This is a genomic window from Nitrospirillum amazonense, assembly GCF_007828045.1.
GTDB lineage: Bacteria > Pseudomonadota > Alphaproteobacteria > Azospirillales > Azospirillaceae > Nitrospirillum > Nitrospirillum amazonense_C.
Window position 1 is genome coordinate 1 of the sequence record NZ_VITN01000042.1, and the last position, 18,849, is coordinate 18,849.

Here is an 18,849-nt window from a genome sequence, read left to right on the forward strand (position 1 = left end):
GCCCCTGTGGCGGAGATGAAATTACCGGTGAAACCGGACCAGATCCCCCAACTAGCCCCTCGGTTTGGGCGCTACCTGCGCCAGGACCGCGCCGCCTGGCCCGAAATCATCGATGCTGCCGGCTGGCTCCGGGGTGAGCTGGGCGTATCAGAGAGCCTCTGGGCGCACGCCTGCCACGTTATGGGCCGGGAGAGGGCCGCGATCGCTCTCGCCATCGTCTCCGCGAAGCCAGAGGCTGATTTCAGCCGGGGGCCAGGGGCTTACTTCGCCGGCATGGTGAGGAAGCACGAAGCCGGCCATCTCAACCTCGCCGGCAGCCTGTGGGCGCTCAGAGAGGCCACCTGGGGCACAGGGCGCCCGAATTTCGTGCGGGTGTGAGGAGCCCCCCAAGCCCTGAGATGGTTGGCAGTGGACCGAAAGTTGAACGCGGCCAAGCCGCGTCTGTCTCGGGCATGCTGCCTTGCGGCATGCCCTGCTACGATCCCTGCGCCGCAAGCGGCTTGTGATCTTCGTGCCGCCTACGGCGTCACCGCGCCTTTGGCGCGTTTGCATGCGGGGTGGAGTGCTGGACGAAGCACATTGCCAATAAGACGGCAATTTCATATTGCTGGCAATTAGGCAATTTAACTTGCCGGCAACTGCGTTGTCGGTGAAAGCCGTATTCTATGTTATACACCATTAAGGTGTTCCTTGACTTTACACCATAAAGGTGTCATATAGTAGCATGACGGATAAGCGGAAACCCACTTACGACCTAGAGGCGTTCAAAGCTGCTTTTGCCAGCGTGGACAAATTGAACGTCACTGGCACAGCGCTGCGGACTGCGGCGGGCCTTGGTTTCGGGCGAACGGAAATCGTTGCCACGATCCAGACCATGCAGCGCCAGCAGTTCTACAAATCGATGACCGCTCATGCCGATCATCGTGTCTGGCAGGACGTTTACCACGTTCCGTCAGATGCCGGCGTTCTGTACGTGAAATTCACGGCAGATGCTGTCACCGAGTTTTTGTTGCTGTCGTTTAAGGAGAAAGACAATGACTAATCCTGTCTGTCCCGAAACGGGAGCCCCCATGCACAGGGATGTACGACCCCTGACCCTTGCCTATAAGGGGCAGACCATCACCATTGATATGCCTGGCTGGTATTGCGATGAGTCTGACCAGTCCATTCATACCGGCGAGGACATGAAGGTGTCTGACCGGGCTCTAAACCGTCTCAAGGCGCGTAGCGAAGGCTTGCTTGAGCCCGAGGAAATCCGTCGCATACGCAAGAAGATCGGTATGAACCAAACGGCAGCAGGCGAAGTGATCGGCGGCGGCCCCCGTGCCTTCCAAAAATACGAGGCTGGTGACCTCTTGCCGAGCAGGGCTATCAGCAGTGCCCTCGTGTTGCTCGACCGTGATCCCCACGCGCTCAGGGTGCTCGAAACCCGCTATCGCAACATCCCAGCTGCGGCCCATGAGGCGCCCAGGCCGTAAGCGGCTATTTCTAATTGCCAGCAATAAGGCAATTCGAGATGTTGGCAATTGATCCTGCGGCGCAGGCGTACTACATTGCCGGCAATGCGAGAAAGCGGCAATAAGGATTGCCGTATTGCCGGCAATGGGGGACTCTATGCGTACTGTCGCCATTATCAGCCAAAAGGGGGGGACCGGAAAAACCACCCTGACCCTGCACCTGGCCGTTGCGGCTGACCGTGAAGGGCAGTCTGTGGCGGTCATTGATCTTGATCCCCAGGCCAGTTCTGCGGGCTGGAAAGACAGCCGACCAGGGGAGGCGCCTTACGTCATCGCCCTTCCGCATTCTCGTTTACAGCAGGCACTACAGGCCGCGCAGGATGGGGGGGCGGATTTGGCCTTGATTGACACAGCACCCCATTCCGAAGGGGCTGCGCTTGCCGCTGCAAAGGCTGCTGACGTCGTTCTGATCCCGTGCCGGCCTGGTATCCTCGACCTGCGTGCAATCGGTACAACAGCCGAGCTGGTGAAGCTCGCCGGCAAGCCGGCCTATGTGGTCTTGAACACCATGCCGGCGAGGGCATCTCAAGTGCTGGCGGATGCGCGTGCTGCCGTTGCAGTCCATGGCCTGGACGTTGCCCCTGTATCCATCCAGCAACGTGCCGCCTTTGCCCATGCCCTGACCTTGGGGCAAACCGCCCAGGAATATGAACCTGAGGGGAAGGCGGCCGATGAAGCAGCTCAGCTCTATCGTTGGCTACGGTCAGTCCTGCCCGCGAGTGCGTGAATGTCTGCCAACTTGCCAGCAATGAGGCAATATGGCAAATTGGCAGTATGGCAAAGCGGCAATTAGGGGGTTCAACATGACCAAGCGTCCAAGTCTGGCAGACAGCATGCGGAAGCTGGAACAGCCAGCACCGCCACCACCCGCCCTTGTGGTGGTTGACGCTGCCGAGGAAGCGAAGCGCGGTTACTACGCAGCGACCCGGGTTGGCCTGAAAAAGGTGACGACGGGCCTTGATCCCGAGGAACACCGTCAATTCAAAATGCTGGTGGCCGAACGGACCTCTACGCTGGAAGGGTTGCTGCGCGAGGCGATTAGCGACCTGTTCGTGAAGTATGGGAAGCCGCCCCTAGCGAAGGGGTAATGGGGGACGTTGGTGATGTGGTTGTGCTCCTGGTGGCTCGCCTTGCGCGATTTGCGCCGTGCTCGCCAGATCGTGGTGAGCGATCCCGGGATCATGGGCGGTCATCCAGTTTTTCGGGGAACCCGGGTTCAGGTGCACATGATTGCAGAGCTGAAAGCTCAGGGGGAGAGCGAAGAGGACTTGCTTGCATGCTATCCCAGCATCACCTCCGAAATGATCCGCCTGGCGACGATCTATGCCGGTGCGTACCCTCTGCGCGGCCTGTAGGGCCTGCTGTAGGCGAGAGTGAGGAAGGGCAATGACGTGTCAGCGTCGTGGTTTTTCGCCCACGAAAGAAAAGGGCCGGTGCGGTAAAGCACCAGCCCCATATCCTTGACGGCCATCGCCGTCCCCGGCTGTACCGCGCTCTGAATCTACCCCTGCCCATATCCTTGGTCAAATATCCCGGAGGGGGTTACAGGGGGAGGCAGAGCCTCACCCTCCCATCATGCCGCTTCACCGGCGCCGGCAGGAGCTGAGGGCAGCAAATCAGCTATAGCTTTCCGATCAATCGCCCGCGTCACGGCCTGGTCGAGGACTGCCCAGAGCTGGGCAGCGAACGCGGGGTCGCGCTTTGCGTGGGCGAGGACAGCACCCCCGACGACGATCTTGCGATTGTTGTCCCGCTTACGGGCGCGGACCTTTGCGGCCGCATCCCGATCCCGCTTGCGGTTGCTCAGTTGCTCGTAGCGCTTAGCGGCGTCGGCGATCTGCTCATCAAGGGATTTAGGTGGCATCGTCGGGCCTCCTGCGGCTGGTGCATAGCGCCGTGTGGAAACAGCGGAAAAGAATTGTTGCGGTGCGAGACACCGAGTCTAATCATCAGATGATTCGAAGCAAGACAAAGAGAAAATCACGAAGTGCGCGGTTATACGTTGCTACGCAACATCCGCGATCGGGGGTTCTGCCCCCCGATACCGACAGCAGGGACCACCCTGTGGTCCATGGGGGCCAGCTCGCCCCCAAACCCAAGCGCAGGGTTACGCACCCTGCACGGCGTTTCTCTGGTAGGGACTGATGGCAACCTATCGGCTTGAGGCAAAGATCATCGGCCGTAGTCATGGCCGCAGCGCGACGGCAGCCGCCGCCTATCGCGCAGCCGTGCGCATCGATGATGAGCGCACCGGCCAGAGCTTTGACTACACCCGTAAGCAGGGCGTGCTTCATTCGGAGATCATGGCACCTGCCGGCACGCCGGCATGGATGTACGACCGTGTGCAGCTTTGGAACGCGGTCGAGAAGGTGGAGAAGCGCAAGGACAGCCAGCTTGCCCGCGACATCCTGATGTCGCTTCCCCATGAGCTGACCCATGAACAGCGCGTTGACCTGGTGCGGGAGTTCGTGGCGACGGAATTTGTGGCCCAAGGGATGATCGCTGACGTGGCCATCCACGCGCCGGATCGGCAGGGCGATGATCGCAACCACCACTGCCATATCCTCCTGACCATGCGTGAGCTGACAGGGGAGGGGTTTGGCAAGAAGGTGAGGGCGTGGAACGACACCGAGCAGCTTGAGCAGTGGCGGGCAGATTGGGCGGAGGTGGTGAACCGCCATCTTGAGCGCCATGGCCATCACGCCCGGGTCGATCATCGCAGCCTGGCCGATCAGGGCATCGACCGCGAGCCGGAACCCAAGCAAGGCCCTGTGGCCACCGAAATGGAACGCCAGGGCAGGGAGTCTCACGCCGGCAATGATCGCCGTGCCGTCCAGGCCCGCAACGCCGAGCGGGCCGAGCTGGACGCCGAACTGATGGTGTTGTCGGCCGAGATCATCGACCTTGAACAGCAACGGGCAGACCGCGCCAGACAAGAGCCTATGCCCGTGCCGGCGCAAGGCGCGGCCGGTGAGGAGAAATGGGAAGCCCGGGGCCCGCGAACGGCTCTGGGCCCTACACAGGGCGGTATGGTGGCCCAGCAGATGGATGCCCTCGACCGTTTCAGGGAGAACTCCGAGGCGTTGGAAAAGCAGCGTAGGGAACGGCTGCAAAGAATTAATGAGGCAATAGAAAAACAGGGTCAGCGTGACCAACAGGTGGTGGCTGACAGAGGGCGGGACCCTTCGGAAGATCGGTCGCGATAATCCCGCCGGAACGAGGGTGCATTTCGGCGAGGGGTACCAGACATCCAGGCGAAGACACGGCCTTACTGTCTTGCTTGATGCTTTCCGCCAGGCCGCCACCTCATTGCTGGGGCGGGTGCCTTGCCCGGCACCACGTCGCCGCTCGAAGGGCGGGGATGGGGTGTTGGCATCAACATGCAGAATTGTCAGACGCTATGTTGGTCTATGCCATGACCCATTAAGAAACCTGATGGCGTGGGCGGATCAGATGAATAGGAACAGGAGACACACAAAAAAAGAAAGAGCAGGTGGAAATGATGAACACCATTCGACAAGAAAGATTGTTAGCGAATACATCAGATTATGCCGACAGCCATTGCAGGATTTGTGCGGCTGGATGGACGCGAGCAGCAAAAGACGGCAAGACAGTTATCGTGTGTCTGCTAGATCGGGAGCCCGTCTGGCAGGACATGACCAGCTGCGACCGTTTCGAGCGGAAAGAAGAGGAGGTGAGAGACAGAAGCCCTTAAGGTTCGGCTAGAAATAAAAAACAATACATGCTATAAATAGCTATGGAAAATGAAGAATTATTAAAAATAAGAAATGAGATTTCTGAGTTAAGATCCCAGCTTTCTGACATGAAAGCTGAATATGACAGTAATTTTGATAGCGTGAACAATTTAATAAAAGAAGTTTATACAAACGCATATCAATACATAGCTGATATATATGACTTGCTCATGCCGCTCGTTCACAAAATATTTCCTCAATACGCCGCCAGCAAGAAGCAAATTGATGCCATTATAAAACGACCCCCTACGCCCAACGGGAATAAGAAAAACTCGTAGCCAACACCACCTTTATGCGTAACGATATGCCCTGGAAAAGCCGATCCAGGGGAATTGCTGTGGCTCGCAAGGACTATGATCCGCTTCGTCAGGCTCATCAGCAGGCGCTTGAGACCCTCAACAACCTTATAGAACGGTCTCAGGCGCCGCAGAGGGCGGAAGAGCCAGATCGCGGCCCGGAAAGGCCGGTTGGCCACCCATCACAATCGAAATCTCCGGGTTGGAATGCAGCAGGAGCCAGCATGCCCGAGCAAAACGCGGCTGCGAATAAATTTAATAAGGTCGCGCAAGAGCACCAGGCTGCCCTCCATACGCTGCATCAACGCATTGAGCGTAGCAACGCCGGCCAGGTTCAGGCCCCAGAGAACACGCCTGATCTTAGTCCGAAGCGGGACGACGACATCAAGCGCTAGCCGCGCCAGCCCTTTCAGGAAAATGCCGTGGTTGACCTGTCGAAGTTTCCGCGCGGTGTGCCTGGCCGCGATCTCCGCAACAACATCGCCCCCTTTGCTGTCTGGGCTGATCCCTACTTCATCAGCACGCATCCCCACTGGGCTTACGAGCCGGGGAAAGTGTTCCTTGGTGCCCTGGAGGATCGCTTGCTCGGTGTCAGCGACGATCGGCACATGATGACGATCGCCGGCTCCCGGGCCGGCAAGGGCGTCTCGACCATCATCCCCAATTTGCTCGAATACCCCGGCTCAATTCTGGCCATCGATCCGAAGGGCGAGAATGCCCGCCTGACAAAAAATAGACGGGCTAGGGGCTCGCCGGCCGTGGCTGAAGGGCTGGGGCAGGATGTCTATGTGCTCGACCCCTTTGGCGTCTCAGGCCATCCCAGCAGCGGCTTTAACCCGCTCAGCATGATCGATGTGGAGGCCGAAACGGCAGTTGATGATGCCGCCTTGATCGCTGAGGCCCTGGTGATCCAGGAAGAAGGCCCTGGCCGACATTTCTCGGCCGCTGCGCGCAATTTCCTGCGTGGCCTCATTCTTCAGGTATGCAGTGACGAGCCGCCAGCGACCCGCAACCTGCCTCGCGTCCGCCAGCTTCTCACCCTTGATGACAAGAGCTTCAAGGTGCTGCTGGAGGTGATGCAGACGAACTCTGGGTGTCATGGGGTTATCCGCCGAGCCGCCAACAGCCTGGCCGCCAAGTCCGAGAATGAACGAACGGGCGTGATCTCCACCGCGATTGAGCAGACCGACTTTCTCGACAGCCCCCCTTTGGGGCGTTGCCTGGCCCACTCAGATTTCAGCCTCACTGATCTGAAGCGGAAGCCGACAACGGTCTACCTTTGCCTGCCGGCGGGGCGTATGGCCACGCATAGTCGTTGGCTTCGCATCATCATCAACCTGGCGGTTGAAGCGATGGAGCGCGAGCCTGCAAAGCCGCAACACCCTGTCCTGTTCCTCATGGATGAGTTCGCGGTACTGGACCACCTGTCCAGCATCGAGAAGGCGGCCGGACAGATCGCCGGCTTTGGGGTCAGGCTATGGCCGATCCTTCAGGATCTCAGCCAGCTCAAATCCATCTACAAAGACCGCTGGGAAACCTTCATGGGCAATGCCGGCTTGCTACAGTTCTTCGGTAACAACGATCTCACGACCCTGCAATATCTGGCCCAGAGGCTCGGCAAAAGCACCATCCTGCAAGTGTCGCAGGGCGAGATATCGACCAGCCAGAGTGCTGGCGGATTCACGGGGGAGTCGACGCAGTTGCATACGGCCGAGTTGATGACGGCTGATGAGGTCGCGCGGTTTTTCTCCCGCCAAAGCAACGCCCAGCTTCTGCTATGGCCAGGTGCCGACCCGATCGCCATTGATCGGGTGCGGTACTACAGCAGCAGCTTCTTTGCCGGCAAGTTTGACAGCGTTTAGAAGTCTGTCGGCCTGGCCGCGCGGAGAGCTTCAGGAGAGGCGCGGGTTTCATCGCCGGCCAAAGGAGCCGCGCGCAGGTGTGTGTTCAGGCTGCTGGCAACTTCGTTTGCCTGTCTTTCACCCCAAGCGCCTCCGAATTCAAAACTCTGGCTTCCGTAGCTATAGCCCAAGACCGCCACATTACTATCGAGATGATTGCCTTTGTAGGTGCTGCTTACGTGGAATGATCCGAAATCACCGCGGCGCATTTTCTTACCATCAATGATGACTGCGTCGCGTGTTACTTCAATCACGGTGCCTTTTCCGCCCTTTTGTGCCAGCCTGAAGGCGCCTATACCAGCTAGCGCGACAAGAGCTGTAGCCGCTTGCCCGCCGCTCTTGGCGGTGCTTGTGGCGTGCAATACCTTATGAAATCCAAGAGGCGGGGCGTTAAACGACACGATGAAGCCTTCGGGTGTATGCTGGAATTTGCAGTACGGCACCTCGTAGCTGGCCTCGACAAAGCCAGAGTCCTTGTCAGGCTTAGCCTTATGGATTCCTTGGTGGTCGGGCGCGTTGCGCATTTTGTAGAGGATAACGTAAACGAGCAGGATGATGGCCGTGGGCCAGATCGCGCGGTTGATGTCGAGTATCAACGAAAGCACGATCAAGACACCGGCCGCGACCAAGCCCCACTGCAACGGTGATTTTGGGAACCACATACCTCACCCCCCCGATAAGGTTTTCAACCCGGGGTAAGTGTCCCTGCGCCGGAGTGGTCTGTCATCCTAAACTTCGCGGGGGCCTTCAAATCCCGACGCGCTCGACCTCATCAAGCGTCACCTCTTCATGCCGGCGGTCATAGAGCTGGGTGGTGCGGGTGCTGGCATGGTTGGCCATGGCAGCAGCGTTTTCCAGCGTGCCGCCATTCTTCAGGTAGGCGGTGATGCCGGTCGCCCGGAATGAGTGGTTGCCGATCCTGGTCATGATGCCTGCGGCCGTGCGGCGCCGCTCGATCATGGCCCAAGCGTTCGCCTGGGGCAGGGGTGTGCGGGTGAGCTGGCCAGTGCCACGGCCGATGGTGCGGAACAACGGCCCCTTGGGATCGTCGCGCAGGCCGCAGCCGTCGAGATATTCGACCAGGTAAGTTTCCAGATTGTGATGACAGGGCATGGCGTGGGCCTTGCCCCCTTTCTCAGCCAGGCCGACCCAGAGCCGGCGGTTCTGCACATAGACATCTTCCACTCGCATGCCCGTCGCGGCGCCGACACGGGCAAAGCTGTATGTCATCAGCCCGATCAGCGCCCGGTCACGTAGGCCGGCCGGTGTGGTCACGTCGATGCTGCCGAGAAGCTGGCGGGCTTCAGCCGGATCAAGTACGGGCGTCTTGCCGGTTCTGGCACTGTGAGCCGGCCCGCGCACTGACGCCGCCGGGTTGACCGGCATGACCTGGCCGACAACCAGCCAGTCGAACAGGTGACGCAGCGCAGCCAGGCCCTGCTTGATGGTCGGCGCCGACACTTCGCGGGTGCGGGCCTCAATCCAGGTCGCGACGTGCAGGGGCTGGACGGCCGTGATCGACGGTACGCCGGCATCCTCGCACCAGGCCAGAAACTCACCCACGGTCCGGCTGTAGGCGCGGCGGGTGTGGGGGTTGCGGATTTGCGCGGCGAAGAATTCCAGGAAGCGGATGCCGGCCTGGTCGCCGGCAGCGGCGACGAGCTGGGGAAGGGTGGGCGAAGGGAGGATGGCAGGTAGAGTCATGCACGCTCCCGCCACCAGGGCCTGGGCTTGAACATGGCCGTCTGAATTGTCGACGGGTTGCTGATCGGTGTCGTCCATGGCTGGCCGCAGTTGGTCGATCATTCTCAGTTCACCCGGCGTCTGATGCCATAAAGGCCGCGCTTGCCGGTATGGTGGAGGACGCTGAAGGCATCATCATCGGTGCCGAGTTCGGTATCGACATACAGCTCAAAGAACACGCCCGCTGTCGGATATTCTTCAAGCTCCCGAATGCGCCGCGCTGCGGCTGTCACCGTGTCGAAGCGGCCAATTTCAACCCATTCTCTCGCCGCGTTGGTCGTGCTTAATTGCCACATTCAGCCCCCTGGAAGAATTTTTATTGGGAATGTAACGCTGATCGTATTCGGTCCATGGCGGGTAAAAGTAGCGGAGTCGCTATCAAAGCGGCATTTCGGGTAGATAGAGCCACCATGCTCAAATTGGAATTCCCTAAATCTGCCCTGCATATTGTTGAAGAAGCCTTCCAGCAGTTGATAGTCGTTCTTATCTACGCCAACGCATTCAACCTCAAATAAACCAGCACCAGTCATTCGGACGGTGGTTTTTCCCGACTTGGGGAAGGGAAAGATGTTTTGGCTCATAGTGCCCTCCTATATATGATAAAGGACATTATCATATATAGAGAGGCCCCTCAAGACAGGCCCCGGCCAAGCCAGTGAGGTGGGCAGTTAACAAACATCGCCTGCAGCTACAACATAAGCCACAGCACGATTTCTCGGCTGAAACCCTTTATGTAGTCGTTCAATGATCGTCGCCCGGTTGGCAACGATTGTTGTCATTGTGTCTCCAGATGGTGCTTCCTACTTGGAAGGTGGCATTTTTTGCGTCCACCAGCGGGTCCGGAAAGCCATTGAAAGAGGGAAGTGGGACCTGTTGACGAATAAAGCAGTCTTCCGGCGCAATTGGCCAATATACCGTTTCGCTGAAAAGGGCGCCCTGCGGACCCGAAACCGTAACAATCAATGGTAGACCCGGAGGGACATTACCAGGGTTATCCGAATGCCAATTGTACGTATTGACAGAATGAAACAAGAATACGCAAGAACGGCGGCCATTTGCCAATTTTTTGAATGTTAATTCAGGATCTTGAACGCGAGTAAACCAGCAAACATATCCAACATTTGGATTATTTATTATTAAATCTACTTTACCCCAACGAAAGTTGGCGATTAAATCGCCCTTTTCCTCACTGAAAACAACACTTGTTTGTGCTGGTTCGGTAAATAGTCCACCATTATTTGTATATATCGTTCCCTCTAGTGGGCCTGTGCGCGATACATCACCAGTCATAGTCATTTCCCTCCTCTAGCTTGGTTCTAAGTGTGCAATATCCGGAAGCCGGATAAGCCAACTCACAGGGATTGACGGAAGTGCAATCCTAGCCTGTTTCTGCAACCAAGTCGCGCCATTTCAGGGCGGACTTCTAGTTGGGGTGCCGACATAAAATGGGCAGGATTATCTTCTGGGCTAACGGCACCTGACTACATCAGTAGTCGAGCGGTATGCATCTCCTGGAATAACGGTTCGATCATGTATAATCATGACAGATCCAACAACCGGGAGTCCGTATGTCATCTACGCCGGCCGAGCTTGCGGCCACTTTGCGACTGGCTTATTCCGCCTATGATGTGAGCCGTGATGCCCACACCAACCGGCCAAATTACCCGGCCGAGCATTTCGGCCTTTACCGGGCCTATGTGGACGCCGCAGCCGCCCTTGATGAAGCGATGCTGGCGACCTCCCGTGACATGGCGGCGGCCCAGCTGGTGATTGATGCTGGGGGCTGTCTTGCGAAGGACATTCTCGACTACCTGCCCGCTTCACATCCCCACGTCATAGTCCGCGACCTGATCCGTGCTCACGATGCCAAGGAAGCGGCGGGTCAGGCCGCCACTTATGCCGCATGGGCCACCTCCTTCGAGCACTTTCCCGGTACCTTCGAGGAGTTCCAAGAGGCCCAATGCGATGACCGTAGCAGCGCCGAGGAAGCTTACCATGCTGCCTTGTCGGTTGCCGCTGGTATCCCTGCCGTGGTTGCCATCATCACAGCCGAAGGCGGCCAGGTGGCCAGCGATCTACGCGAAACTGCAAGGCAGACCATCAGGGGGCGTTATCAGGCCGCACGACATCAAGTGGCCAGAAAAAATCCATGGCCTGGCCCAGCAGGAGCATCAGAAGGGCCGCAGCGCCGGCCGCATAGCCGGATTCTGTCACCCCCCAGGTACAGATGGCAGCCAAAGGGATGAGGGCGACCGACGCATAGGTGAAGGCGAAGCGGATGAATTGCGCCTTGCCGTAGACCCAGGATCCACAGTTTGAGCACTGAACCGGCCGGTCCTTGTGGATTGAGGCTGACCCCCAGGTGGGTATCGTCTTTGCCAAGCAGTGTGGGCACCGTCGCGGCGGAAGAAGAGCCATCAGTTGTTCCCTGCCCCCTGGGCCAGGCGCATAACATCCTTCAGCATCTGCACCATGGGCGCGATTTCCGGACCTTCCTTGTTTTCCATGTCTTGCAGTTCCCGCTTAATCCGATCCGCCGGCAGGCAAATGCCCTCATACCGGCCCGACAGGATGGCATAGGCAATAGCGTCGAATGCGATGTTGCCCCGCTCCATCGCCAGAATGCCGGAGCCGTACCCGGCCAGCACGAACATAGGAACCACCCCAAGCGGCCAAGCCTTGCCGAGCCGGCCGAGCTTCAGCGCCCAGCCCGTAAACGTCCCACCGCCAAACCGCCCCGCAAGATACGGGGCATCCTTCGGAAGGGCGTTCTTGGTCAGCCACCATAGCAGGCGCATCGTCCGATCGGTGTCTTGAAGGCCCAGCCAGAGGATTCCGGAAAGCTGATGGCCACGGATGGAAGCGTGGCGCTTCTGCACTTCACCCCACAGCCCTTTTTCCATGGTGATCTGGAGCAGGACAGCGGCAAGCCCCTGAGGATAGGAGGCGAAGCCCTTGCCGAATTGTTCGACCACGCCGGCCGAATGGCAGGCTGCAACGGGTAGATTAGGGTCGCCGTTCATGGCGGCCGTTTGTCGGAACAGGCTCGGATGATCGCGCCAATCCTGCCCTTCTGGCTGGTTGAACAGTGCGACCACATCGTCATCCGCTGTACGGCCGAGGTCGGGAAACGGACTGAAGAATGGGTTGCTGGGAAAGCCGGTGACCGCCATGGCCTTGTCTCGGTTCACGGTGGCACGGCAGGCGCGCAGTGCCGGTACGAGATACAATTATGCCGCCGGAGAGGGGAAACTACGGGGCTGACGGCGTATCACCTGAGAGCAGGCTGTCATGGTCAGCCATGCCAGCGACCCTTGGCCCCATCGCGGTAAATAGCTCCGCGACTGGAGCGTAAAGCAGTGATGTCACCACGGAAATATCTCGTTATTTCCCTGGTTTAAGGTCATTCAGGCCAATGAATCCAATTCTATCGATAGAAATTCTCTCATTATCCCGATGCATACGAACAATGAATACCGCACTTGGGTTGTCAATTGGGGAAAAATGAACGGTGCTCTTATCCCCACTCTTTGTTAAGAATGATATACTGTATAATTGCGGCTCGACCTTATGGAGTTCGTTGATTATTTTATCAAATTCTGAGTGATCTTCTATCGATATTAATGGATCGTTATATAATAATAAAGCATCCCCTCGATTAAATGAATTAAATATAGTATTTATTGCGTGTTGTTCATCTCCTCGAAGAGGTCCACTAGCTATTGAAAAGACATATCTTCCCAATAGCCAATCCCTATTTTCTATTTTTGATAATTCCTTCGCCAAAGACATAAAGTCTTTATGCGATGTCGCCTTAACGAGAAGAGAAAATCTACTTCTTACTCTATCTTTAATATCAATCTTGACAAGATGAGACAGATCATCACCGGTATAATTCTCCTTTATGCCGCTATATTTCGCCAGTGAATCGCCACCGCCTGCATATACGTCTGTTACGGAGAACTCATTCCTGTCAGTGTCCTTCTTGTATGAATATAATAGGAATATATCACTGAAAGGATTATATAGCGCCGCCATATTATTCGTTAGAACGATCGGGATAGCGCCAACCATAAAAAATCGTCCGGCGGCTCTACCCGCAATTTCTTGTTCTCTATTCTCAAGATGCTCCTTGCCATAAATCTGATCCCATAGGGCATTTGTTGAGGAGAATGTATCATCCGCTACTATCTTCTTCCGATAATCCAATAATGACATGCCGACTTGTATCGTACTTTCTGTAAAGTATCTTCCATTTCCCTCCACATTGCTCTGAGCAAAAGCAGAATGGAACAGCATGTTGCAGACAATCAATACCATTGTTGATATTAATCTTGTATTTATACTCATGACCTCTGCCCCTTATATCGATAATTTGGATGATCGTTTCTCCAATTAATTGAATCTTCCACAAAACATCCGAATCCTAGACCTAACTTGTCACCCACATATACACCGGCACTAAATGTAGCGAAACTCCCAAGGCATCCGACACCAGTAGTGCATTCTGCGATAGCGGCAGCGGCGAAAGGAGATGCAACAAATATTGATGCGATATCCCCTAATGTCTTGCCGGCGGCTTCTGCGTAATCACCGTCAGTGATATTATCAATTATATCAATTTTTCTTTTTATATCGTATATTTTTCCAGTACTCTTCAATAGAGGCTGTCCATACGTCTCACCCATATCACCCAATGTTCCGGATGTATCTGTGAGTTGGTCGAGTATGCCGGAGTTACCTTCATAAGTCATTGGATTTGCGCATTGTAATATTCTGTCTATTTTCCCTATATAGTATTTGACATCAATAGCGTATTTTTCAATAAGACTTATGTTGCAGTTCGCCATGGCGTCAAGATTTTGTTCGTCCATTCTGCTGATGGTGGAGACATAATCATTAATCTTTGAGCGGTCTTTGGGAGAAATTGTATATGGCTTGGCGCACATAACTTTATCTATATAGCCAGACCAATAATTAACGCCTTCATTAAGAAATGAATTTCCAATCGCGATATCTGAATCAGGCACATTACGGTAGCAGATTGCATGATATCGATAACTAATCATATTGAACCCGTTGCAGGACCGGGGGATGGCCTGAGGAATCTCCTGAGATGTTGAGTAGTTAGGAAATATTGCCCCGATAACGGCCACGGAGGACGCAAGAAGCCGCCCCCAAGATATGGTTGGCATCTCGCGCCTCCTGATCGCTATTCCGCTGAGTGGCTATGGGTGGGCCGTGTGGGTGCTGTTTTTCCTCACTTCATCGACCTGCCTCTTGAGATCTCCGATCTCCTGCGGGTCGAGGTGATCCCAGACCTTCTGCATGGCCGTGGCATAGAACGTGTTGAGCAGCAGGATAAGCGAGTTGTCCTGAATCTGGGTGTCGTTGGTCTGGGGCGGCACGCTGAAGAGCGAACCAAAGTCAACCGGCTTTGCCGGCAGCACCTTGGTGAAAGGCTCCAGGGTGAGCCGCTTCAGCCAAATCTTTTCCCGCGTGACCGGCTCGATCATCTCGAGTGTCACCGTTCCGCTGACCGTCGCCGTCTGCCCGCTGCCATAGCCTTGGCGGACGACGTTGGCGTTGACCTCGAACGTCGGCCGGAGAATGAGGACGGCGCGCTGCTTCTCCGAATAGGTCATCTCATCCAGCGTCGGATAAGTGCCGGCGGTCGGGAACCCCTTCGCGACAAGGATTTTCTCCATGTCCTTCTGGGCAGAGCTGAGCAGTTGGTCCACGTACATCCGCGGCCGCGTCACGGTGCTCTGGTTGGGTAGGCCAGGCTGCAAGGTAATCTGTTCGACCCACAGATTCCCTAACGGCTCCGCCTTCAGGATGCCGATCGACATGTTGGTCTTGATCGGCGCCGTGCTCGGCGGCGTGAACACAAAGTTGGGCACGGCCGCCGCAGTTTGTGGCCCCTGCTGAGCTGGTACGCATCCCGCCAAAAGGGAGGCGGTGACCAAAAATACAAATATCCCCCGTAGTTTCATGCTCATTCCCCCAAGAGACAGGAAGTGAGGTCTGCATCTGTTTTCAGACGCATCCCGTCACGGCTTCACGAGCCGCAAATAGGGTTTGGGATCGCCTGGTGAGCCGGCGGCGGCATTGGCAAAAAACGCCGTGATGGCGTCGATATACCGGCTGTCGGCAACAGCAAGGACCGGCTTTTCAAAGTAAGGCGCACCGACCATGAGGCTGGCCATTTCGCTGCTGGCCATCCGGATATAGTTACCATCGCCCAAAGGGGCAGCGAGCTGAAGATTAAGGCCATTTTGTGAATGACCCATACCAATGACGACGCAGTTTACGATGATATGGATCATCAGGCTGTCATTCTTCTCGTAACAGCTGATGTAGAGTACTGATGCTCCAAAACATATGATACTTGGATCGATGCAGTATTTTTTAATGGAATCGATATTTTCAGCAGAAAATATCTGCTGTTTTTGAAAAATAACTCCAATCATGATGTTATGATTTTCCGTAGGAAACACCATTACACAGTAGAGTGACGCATTTGTCAGCGATACCAAAAGGCTTTTGCCAATTTTTTTTGATATGTCGTCTTACCACGGTGCGCTCCTGCGACCATTGACTGACTAAAGTCTGAACTAGACTTTGCCATTCCTACCGCAAAAGCCAATTGAGACCAATCCCCCAACTTTTAGGGGATGGCCGCATAAGAGAGGGGCTGTCTGTCCGAGCTGGCGGCGCTAAAGCCTTATAAGTCCTTGCGAAAGGGCTATCGACGCCGCATGCACCTTATTCTTGGCGCCCAGCTTCTTTTTGGAGTAACCGAGATACTCGTTGGTGGTGCTCTCTGAAATTTTCAGGCGGCCGGCAATCTGCGCGGCGGAATCCCCTAAAGCCGTCAAGGTTAGAACCTCCGTCTCCCGTGGGGAAAGGACGAGCGACGGCGTTCGACGCCCGACGCCAAGCTTGAGGATTCGCTGATGCGCATGGGTCCCGATCAGCAGCAGCTCGTGCCGGCGGCTCCGAAAGAGGCGGTTGAAATCATCCCCAGATAGAGAGCCGCTGACAGCGAGCACGCTCTTGACCGGACCAGGCCCATGGAGGGGCACAACCGCGCCAGATTTGAGGCCGGCATCGGCACACTCATCAAGGACCATCCGCTGCCGGTCAGTCAGGTGCCGGTAGTTCTTTGACGCACTCCACCCGACAGGCAGCACCGAGGCCATGGCCTGGTTCATGGCGATATCGTCGCGGGTGTAGCGCTCCCGGACGTAATGCTCGACCCAGGCTTTGGGGTAGTTGCAGCAGACCAGCTCGCTGCCCCAGCCATCGGGCATCACCAGCATGTCGTAGACGAACCACTCAAAGCCCATACGGGCGGTTTCCGCTGCAAGCACGTCGGAAACCTGGGGAATGGTCTTTGCGGATGCGAGCCGTTCGAGAGCCTGATCAAGCTGGTGCATGGGACATCGCCAGGAAAATCTCGCCAGGTCAGAACTATGACCGAGGTTATGGCTGATTGGTAGAGCAGGGCGTGCCTCTTCGGTCGGGTGCTAGGCGCAAGCGCCCCGAGCCGCCTGGGGGCGTCTCGGCCATACGGTAACGCCCCCTCACGCAGTTTATGTCCGCCTTGCCGGCGGCAGTAGGAACCCCAAGGCGCTGCCTTAAGGTTCCCGCAAGGACCTTCCGTCCAAAACGACAGACGCTGTTTCGCGTGCCGCGAAGACAGCGTTGCGTTTCGGATCCTCGCGAAGGCCCTTGCCCCCTCCTGATCCGGTCTCGCCGACGGGCAAGGGTGCAGCAGCTGCTGCACCCCTAACCCAAAGAAAGGCGCAAACCATGACCGAAACAAAGAAACCCCTGAGCCAGGCCGACTTGAGCCAGTTCACCGGCTCTGAGACCTGCTACCGGCACCCGATCAATCGAGCTGTGCTGTTCACCGAGGGGGCCAAGTACCTTGCCGATGCCGGCGGGGCCTACTGGCTTCTCGATGAGATCGCCCTTGCCCAGCGCTATGAGGCGGCCGTGGCGGCCGAGGAATTTCAGGTGTGGAAGCTGATGGTGAAGCCTGACCATTCCGCTGTGCTGGCCTGTGAGGATGGCAACGGCAACCAGGTCTTTTCAAAGCCGATTACGTTCACGGATTTTCCCCTTCCCGAGGGGATTCTGTGGTGTGTCAGCGGGACCATCCTTTTGCCGAGCGAGTATTGATGGTCGCCCTGTCGGCCGCGCCCATGTGCGCGGCCCCCATGGTGTCAATGAGTCGGGCGATTGAGTCGCCCAGCTCTCAATAGGCGTCAATATCCATGCTTGATTCGCATCGAGTCGTATGCGCCAGCGACTCCGGATTTAGTCGCTAAATATGGGGTTTCCGGCCCCTTCCTTGCATAGCGATTGATTCTGGGGCAGGTTGGCTGGTGCTTTGCCGTGGTGGCATGGCATGGGAACCAGCGAGGAATAACGGAACCCAGTACCTAGAAATGCGAAAGCCCGCCTTGAGGGGCGGGCCTTACATCCGGCAAAGCCGGGAAACTCGGTGACCTGAACACTCCCGAGATTACCCGCAGTGCCCCGAAAAGCAAGAGATTCTTGCCAGGGCGGAGCTTTGCCGAATTTTGGCCTCTTCCTCAACGGGTTAGCCAGAACCTGGAAAGGAGACGTGCGCCATGAATTCGCACGATGCCCAGACTTTTGCCCGATCACCCGAATCATTCCGGCCGACAGGGGCACGGCGCCTCAATCTGCATATGCGCGAAGCAATGGCCCGCGCCGATAGCTTTGAGGGGGTGCCGCGCGGCGATGCAAAGCCGCTGCGGTTCCTGGCCGCCTTCCAGGAGGCGGAGCCCTATCTGGGCTTGCCCGCGCATGCCTTCAAACTGGTGTCCTGGCTGGTGAAGCAGACCCAAAGTCAGGATTGGGAACAGGGCTCACGGCCGATCGCTTGGCCTTCAGCTCGCCGGCAGGCGGAATTCCTCAACCTCTCGCCGGCTCGCGTGAAAAGCCTCAACCGCGCCCTCTTTGAGGCCGGCATCTTCGTCATGCGCGACAACGAGCAGGGCAAGCGCTACGGCCGCCGTGGACCGGACGGCCGGATCATCGAGGCGTATGGCTTCGACCTTTCCCCCCTCGCCGTCCGTTTCGATGAATTCATCCGCCTGGCGGCGGAAGCCAAGGCTGAGCGCGAGCGTATGCGCAAGCTCAGGAGCCGGATCACCTTTGCGCGCCGCTCGATCCGCCAGGCTGGCGAAGAGATGGCCACCCTTGGCCTGGTCATGGAAGGCTGGGCCACGATTGAGGCGCAGACGGCCGAGCTGGTGTTGGCGGCCCGCAGGGCGACCCATTCCGAAGAGCTGGCCCTGGTCGTTCAGTCGCTTGAGCGGCGGAAAGGGGATGTGGATAAGTGGCTTGGCGAAGCCTCTAAGCCTGTGAATCTTGACCCCGAGGGGGTCGAAAACGAGCCCCACACTACAGCTACAAACTTATCTTCTAACCCATTAGATACTGTAATTGCTCACCAGGGAGTCGTAGCGGCGTCCGAGGCTGAGCCTATATCCCCCCCCCCTGCCCCTGTGGCGGAGATGAAATTACCGGTGAAACCGGACCAGATCCCCCAACTAGCCCCTCGGTTTGGGCGCTACCTGCGCCAGGACCGCGCCGC

25 protein-coding genes are annotated in these 18,849 nt (G+C 56.9%); 13 read left to right on the plus strand and 12 right to left on the minus strand.

Going from position 1 to position 18,849, the window contains the following annotated elements; genetic code table 11:
- From repC (FBZ89_RS29680) to FBZ89_RS29705, 6 genes are all read left to right on the plus strand, one after another.
- Positions 1–378: replication initiation protein RepC (repC, locus tag FBZ89_RS29680; protein ID WP_246173026.1), on the plus strand; the 378-nt coding region annotated here is incomplete at its 5' end.
- A gap of 346 nt (positions 379–724) precedes the next feature.
- Positions 725–1,042 carry a type II toxin-antitoxin system MqsR family toxin gene (locus FBZ89_RS29685; protein WP_145754617.1) on the plus strand — a complete coding sequence of 106 codons (318 nt, stop codon included), beginning with the start codon at positions 725–727 and terminating at the stop codon, positions 1,040–1,042.
- Positions 1,035–1,478 (plus strand): type II toxin-antitoxin system MqsA family antitoxin, encoded by a 444-nt coding sequence (locus FBZ89_RS29690; RefSeq protein ID WP_145754619.1) that lies wholly within the window; start codon positions 1,035–1,037, stop codon positions 1,476–1,478. Before FBZ89_RS29685 ends, FBZ89_RS29690 begins: the two co-directional genes overlap by 8 nt.
- Before the next feature lie 136 nt (positions 1,479–1,614).
- Positions 1,615–2,244 carry a ParA family partition ATPase gene (parA, locus tag FBZ89_RS29695; protein ID WP_145754621.1) on the plus strand — a complete coding sequence of 210 codons (630 nt, stop codon included), beginning with the start codon at positions 1,615–1,617 and terminating at the stop codon, positions 2,242–2,244.
- A 76-nt stretch (positions 2,245–2,320) separates the two neighbouring features.
- Positions 2,321–2,605, plus strand: coding sequence for a ribbon-helix-helix domain-containing protein (locus FBZ89_RS29700; RefSeq protein ID WP_145754623.1), 285 nt, complete (start codon positions 2,321–2,323; stop codon positions 2,603–2,605).
- A 15-nt stretch (positions 2,606–2,620) separates the two neighbouring features.
- A complete protein-coding gene (locus FBZ89_RS29705) occupies positions 2,621–2,872 on the plus strand; it encodes a DUF433 domain-containing protein (protein ID WP_145754624.1) in 252 nt (83 codons plus the stop codon).
- Positions 2,873–3,090: 218 nt separating this feature from the next.
- On the opposite strand, the gene FBZ89_RS29710 is transcribed toward FBZ89_RS29705, so the two are convergent.
- Positions 3,091–3,381, minus strand: a complete 291-nt coding sequence (locus FBZ89_RS29710) for a mobilization protein C (RefSeq protein ID WP_145754626.1) — start codon at positions 3,379–3,381, stop codon at positions 3,091–3,093.
- Between the two features lie 280 nt (positions 3,382–3,661).
- On the opposite strand from FBZ89_RS29710, the gene mobQ reads away from it, so the two are divergent.
- The 4 genes from mobQ (at position 3,662) to FBZ89_RS29730 (ending at position 7,430) form a co-directional block, all read left to right on the plus strand.
- Positions 3,662–4,723: a MobQ family relaxase gene (gene mobQ / locus FBZ89_RS29715; protein ID WP_145754627.1), complete on the plus strand. Its 1,062-nt coding sequence runs from the start codon at positions 3,662–3,664 to the stop codon at positions 4,721–4,723.
- A gap of 551 nt (positions 4,724–5,274) precedes the next feature.
- A complete protein-coding gene (locus FBZ89_RS29720) occupies positions 5,275–5,550 on the plus strand; it encodes a hypothetical protein (protein WP_145754629.1) in 276 nt (91 codons plus the stop codon).
- Between the two features lie 59 nt (positions 5,551–5,609).
- Positions 5,610–5,963 (plus strand): hypothetical protein, encoded by a 354-nt coding sequence (locus FBZ89_RS29725; protein ID WP_145754631.1) that lies wholly within the window; start codon positions 5,610–5,612, stop codon positions 5,961–5,963.
- A gap of 27 nt (positions 5,964–5,990) precedes the next feature.
- On the plus strand, positions 5,991–7,430 hold the full coding sequence (locus FBZ89_RS29730; protein ID WP_145754633.1) for a type IV secretory system conjugative DNA transfer family protein: 1,440 nt from the start codon (positions 5,991–5,993) through the stop codon (positions 7,428–7,430).
- On the opposite strand, the gene FBZ89_RS29735 is transcribed toward FBZ89_RS29730, so the two are convergent.
- The 5 genes from FBZ89_RS29735 to FBZ89_RS29755 form a co-directional block, all read right to left on the minus strand.
- Positions 7,427–8,131 (minus strand): hypothetical protein, encoded by a 705-nt coding sequence (locus FBZ89_RS29735; RefSeq protein ID WP_145754635.1) that lies wholly within the window; start codon positions 8,129–8,131, stop codon positions 7,427–7,429. The two genes, FBZ89_RS29730 and FBZ89_RS29735, sit on opposite strands and share 4 nt — an antisense overlap.
- Before the next feature lie 85 nt (positions 8,132–8,216).
- Complete coding sequence (locus FBZ89_RS29740; protein WP_246173028.1) at positions 8,217–9,275, minus strand: tyrosine-type recombinase/integrase; 1,059 nt, start codon at positions 9,273–9,275, stop codon at positions 8,217–8,219.
- Between the two features lie 2 nt (positions 9,276–9,277).
- Positions 9,278–9,508, minus strand: coding sequence for a hypothetical protein (locus tag FBZ89_RS29745; RefSeq protein WP_145754636.1), 231 nt, complete (start codon positions 9,506–9,508; stop codon positions 9,278–9,280).
- A complete protein-coding gene (locus FBZ89_RS29750) occupies positions 9,509–9,793 on the minus strand; it encodes a hypothetical protein (protein ID WP_145754638.1) in 285 nt (94 codons plus the stop codon). It lies immediately after the preceding gene.
- A 160-nt stretch (positions 9,794–9,953) separates the two neighbouring features.
- The gene (locus FBZ89_RS29755; RefSeq protein WP_145754640.1) at positions 9,954–10,502 is read right to left on the minus strand and encodes a hypothetical protein; all 549 of its coding nucleotides are present in this window, start codon (positions 10,500–10,502) and stop codon (positions 9,954–9,956) included.
- 278 nt (positions 10,503–10,780) lie between these two features.
- Between FBZ89_RS29755 and FBZ89_RS29760 the strand changes: the two genes are divergently transcribed.
- Complete coding sequence (locus FBZ89_RS29760) at positions 10,781–11,458, plus strand: hypothetical protein (protein WP_145754641.1); 678 nt, start codon at positions 10,781–10,783, stop codon at positions 11,456–11,458.
- A gap of 171 nt (positions 11,459–11,629) precedes the next feature.
- On the opposite strand, the gene FBZ89_RS29765 is transcribed toward FBZ89_RS29760, so the two are convergent.
- The 6 genes from FBZ89_RS29765 to FBZ89_RS29790 all read right to left on the minus strand — a co-directional run bounded on the left by FBZ89_RS29765 (position 11,630) and on the right by FBZ89_RS29790 (position 16,654).
- The gene (locus FBZ89_RS29765; RefSeq protein WP_145754643.1) at positions 11,630–12,385 is read right to left on the minus strand and encodes a hypothetical protein; all 756 of its coding nucleotides are present in this window, start codon (positions 12,383–12,385) and stop codon (positions 11,630–11,632) included.
- A 211-nt stretch (positions 12,386–12,596) separates the two neighbouring features.
- Entirely contained in the window at positions 12,597–13,562 is a 966-nt protein-coding gene (locus FBZ89_RS29770; RefSeq protein WP_145754644.1) for a hypothetical protein, read from the minus strand.
- Positions 13,559–14,407 (minus strand): hypothetical protein, encoded by an 849-nt coding sequence (locus FBZ89_RS29775; RefSeq protein ID WP_145754645.1) that lies wholly within the window; start codon positions 14,405–14,407, stop codon positions 13,559–13,561. The genes FBZ89_RS29770 and FBZ89_RS29775 overlap by 4 nt, the downstream gene beginning before the upstream one ends.
- Positions 14,408–14,440: 33 nt before the next feature.
- Positions 14,441–15,181, minus strand: coding sequence for a hypothetical protein (locus FBZ89_RS29780; protein WP_145754647.1), 741 nt, complete (start codon positions 15,179–15,181; stop codon positions 14,441–14,443).
- Between the two features lie 84 nt (positions 15,182–15,265).
- A complete protein-coding gene (locus tag FBZ89_RS29785; protein WP_145754649.1) occupies positions 15,266–15,685 on the minus strand; it encodes a hypothetical protein in 420 nt (139 codons plus the stop codon).
- A gap of 246 nt (positions 15,686–15,931) precedes the next feature.
- Complete coding sequence (locus FBZ89_RS29790) at positions 15,932–16,654, minus strand: helix-turn-helix transcriptional regulator (RefSeq protein ID WP_145754651.1); 723 nt, start codon at positions 16,652–16,654, stop codon at positions 15,932–15,934.
- A 376-nt stretch (positions 16,655–17,030) separates the two neighbouring features.
- On the opposite strand from FBZ89_RS29790, the gene FBZ89_RS29795 reads away from it, so the two are divergent.
- Positions 17,031–17,402, plus strand: coding sequence for a DUF6876 family protein (locus FBZ89_RS29795; protein WP_145754652.1), 372 nt, complete (start codon positions 17,031–17,033; stop codon positions 17,400–17,402).
- A 455-nt stretch (positions 17,403–17,857) separates the two neighbouring features.
- The coding region (gene repC / locus FBZ89_RS29800) for a plasmid replication protein RepC (protein WP_145754654.1) at positions 17,858–18,849 on the plus strand (992 nt) is incomplete at its 3' end.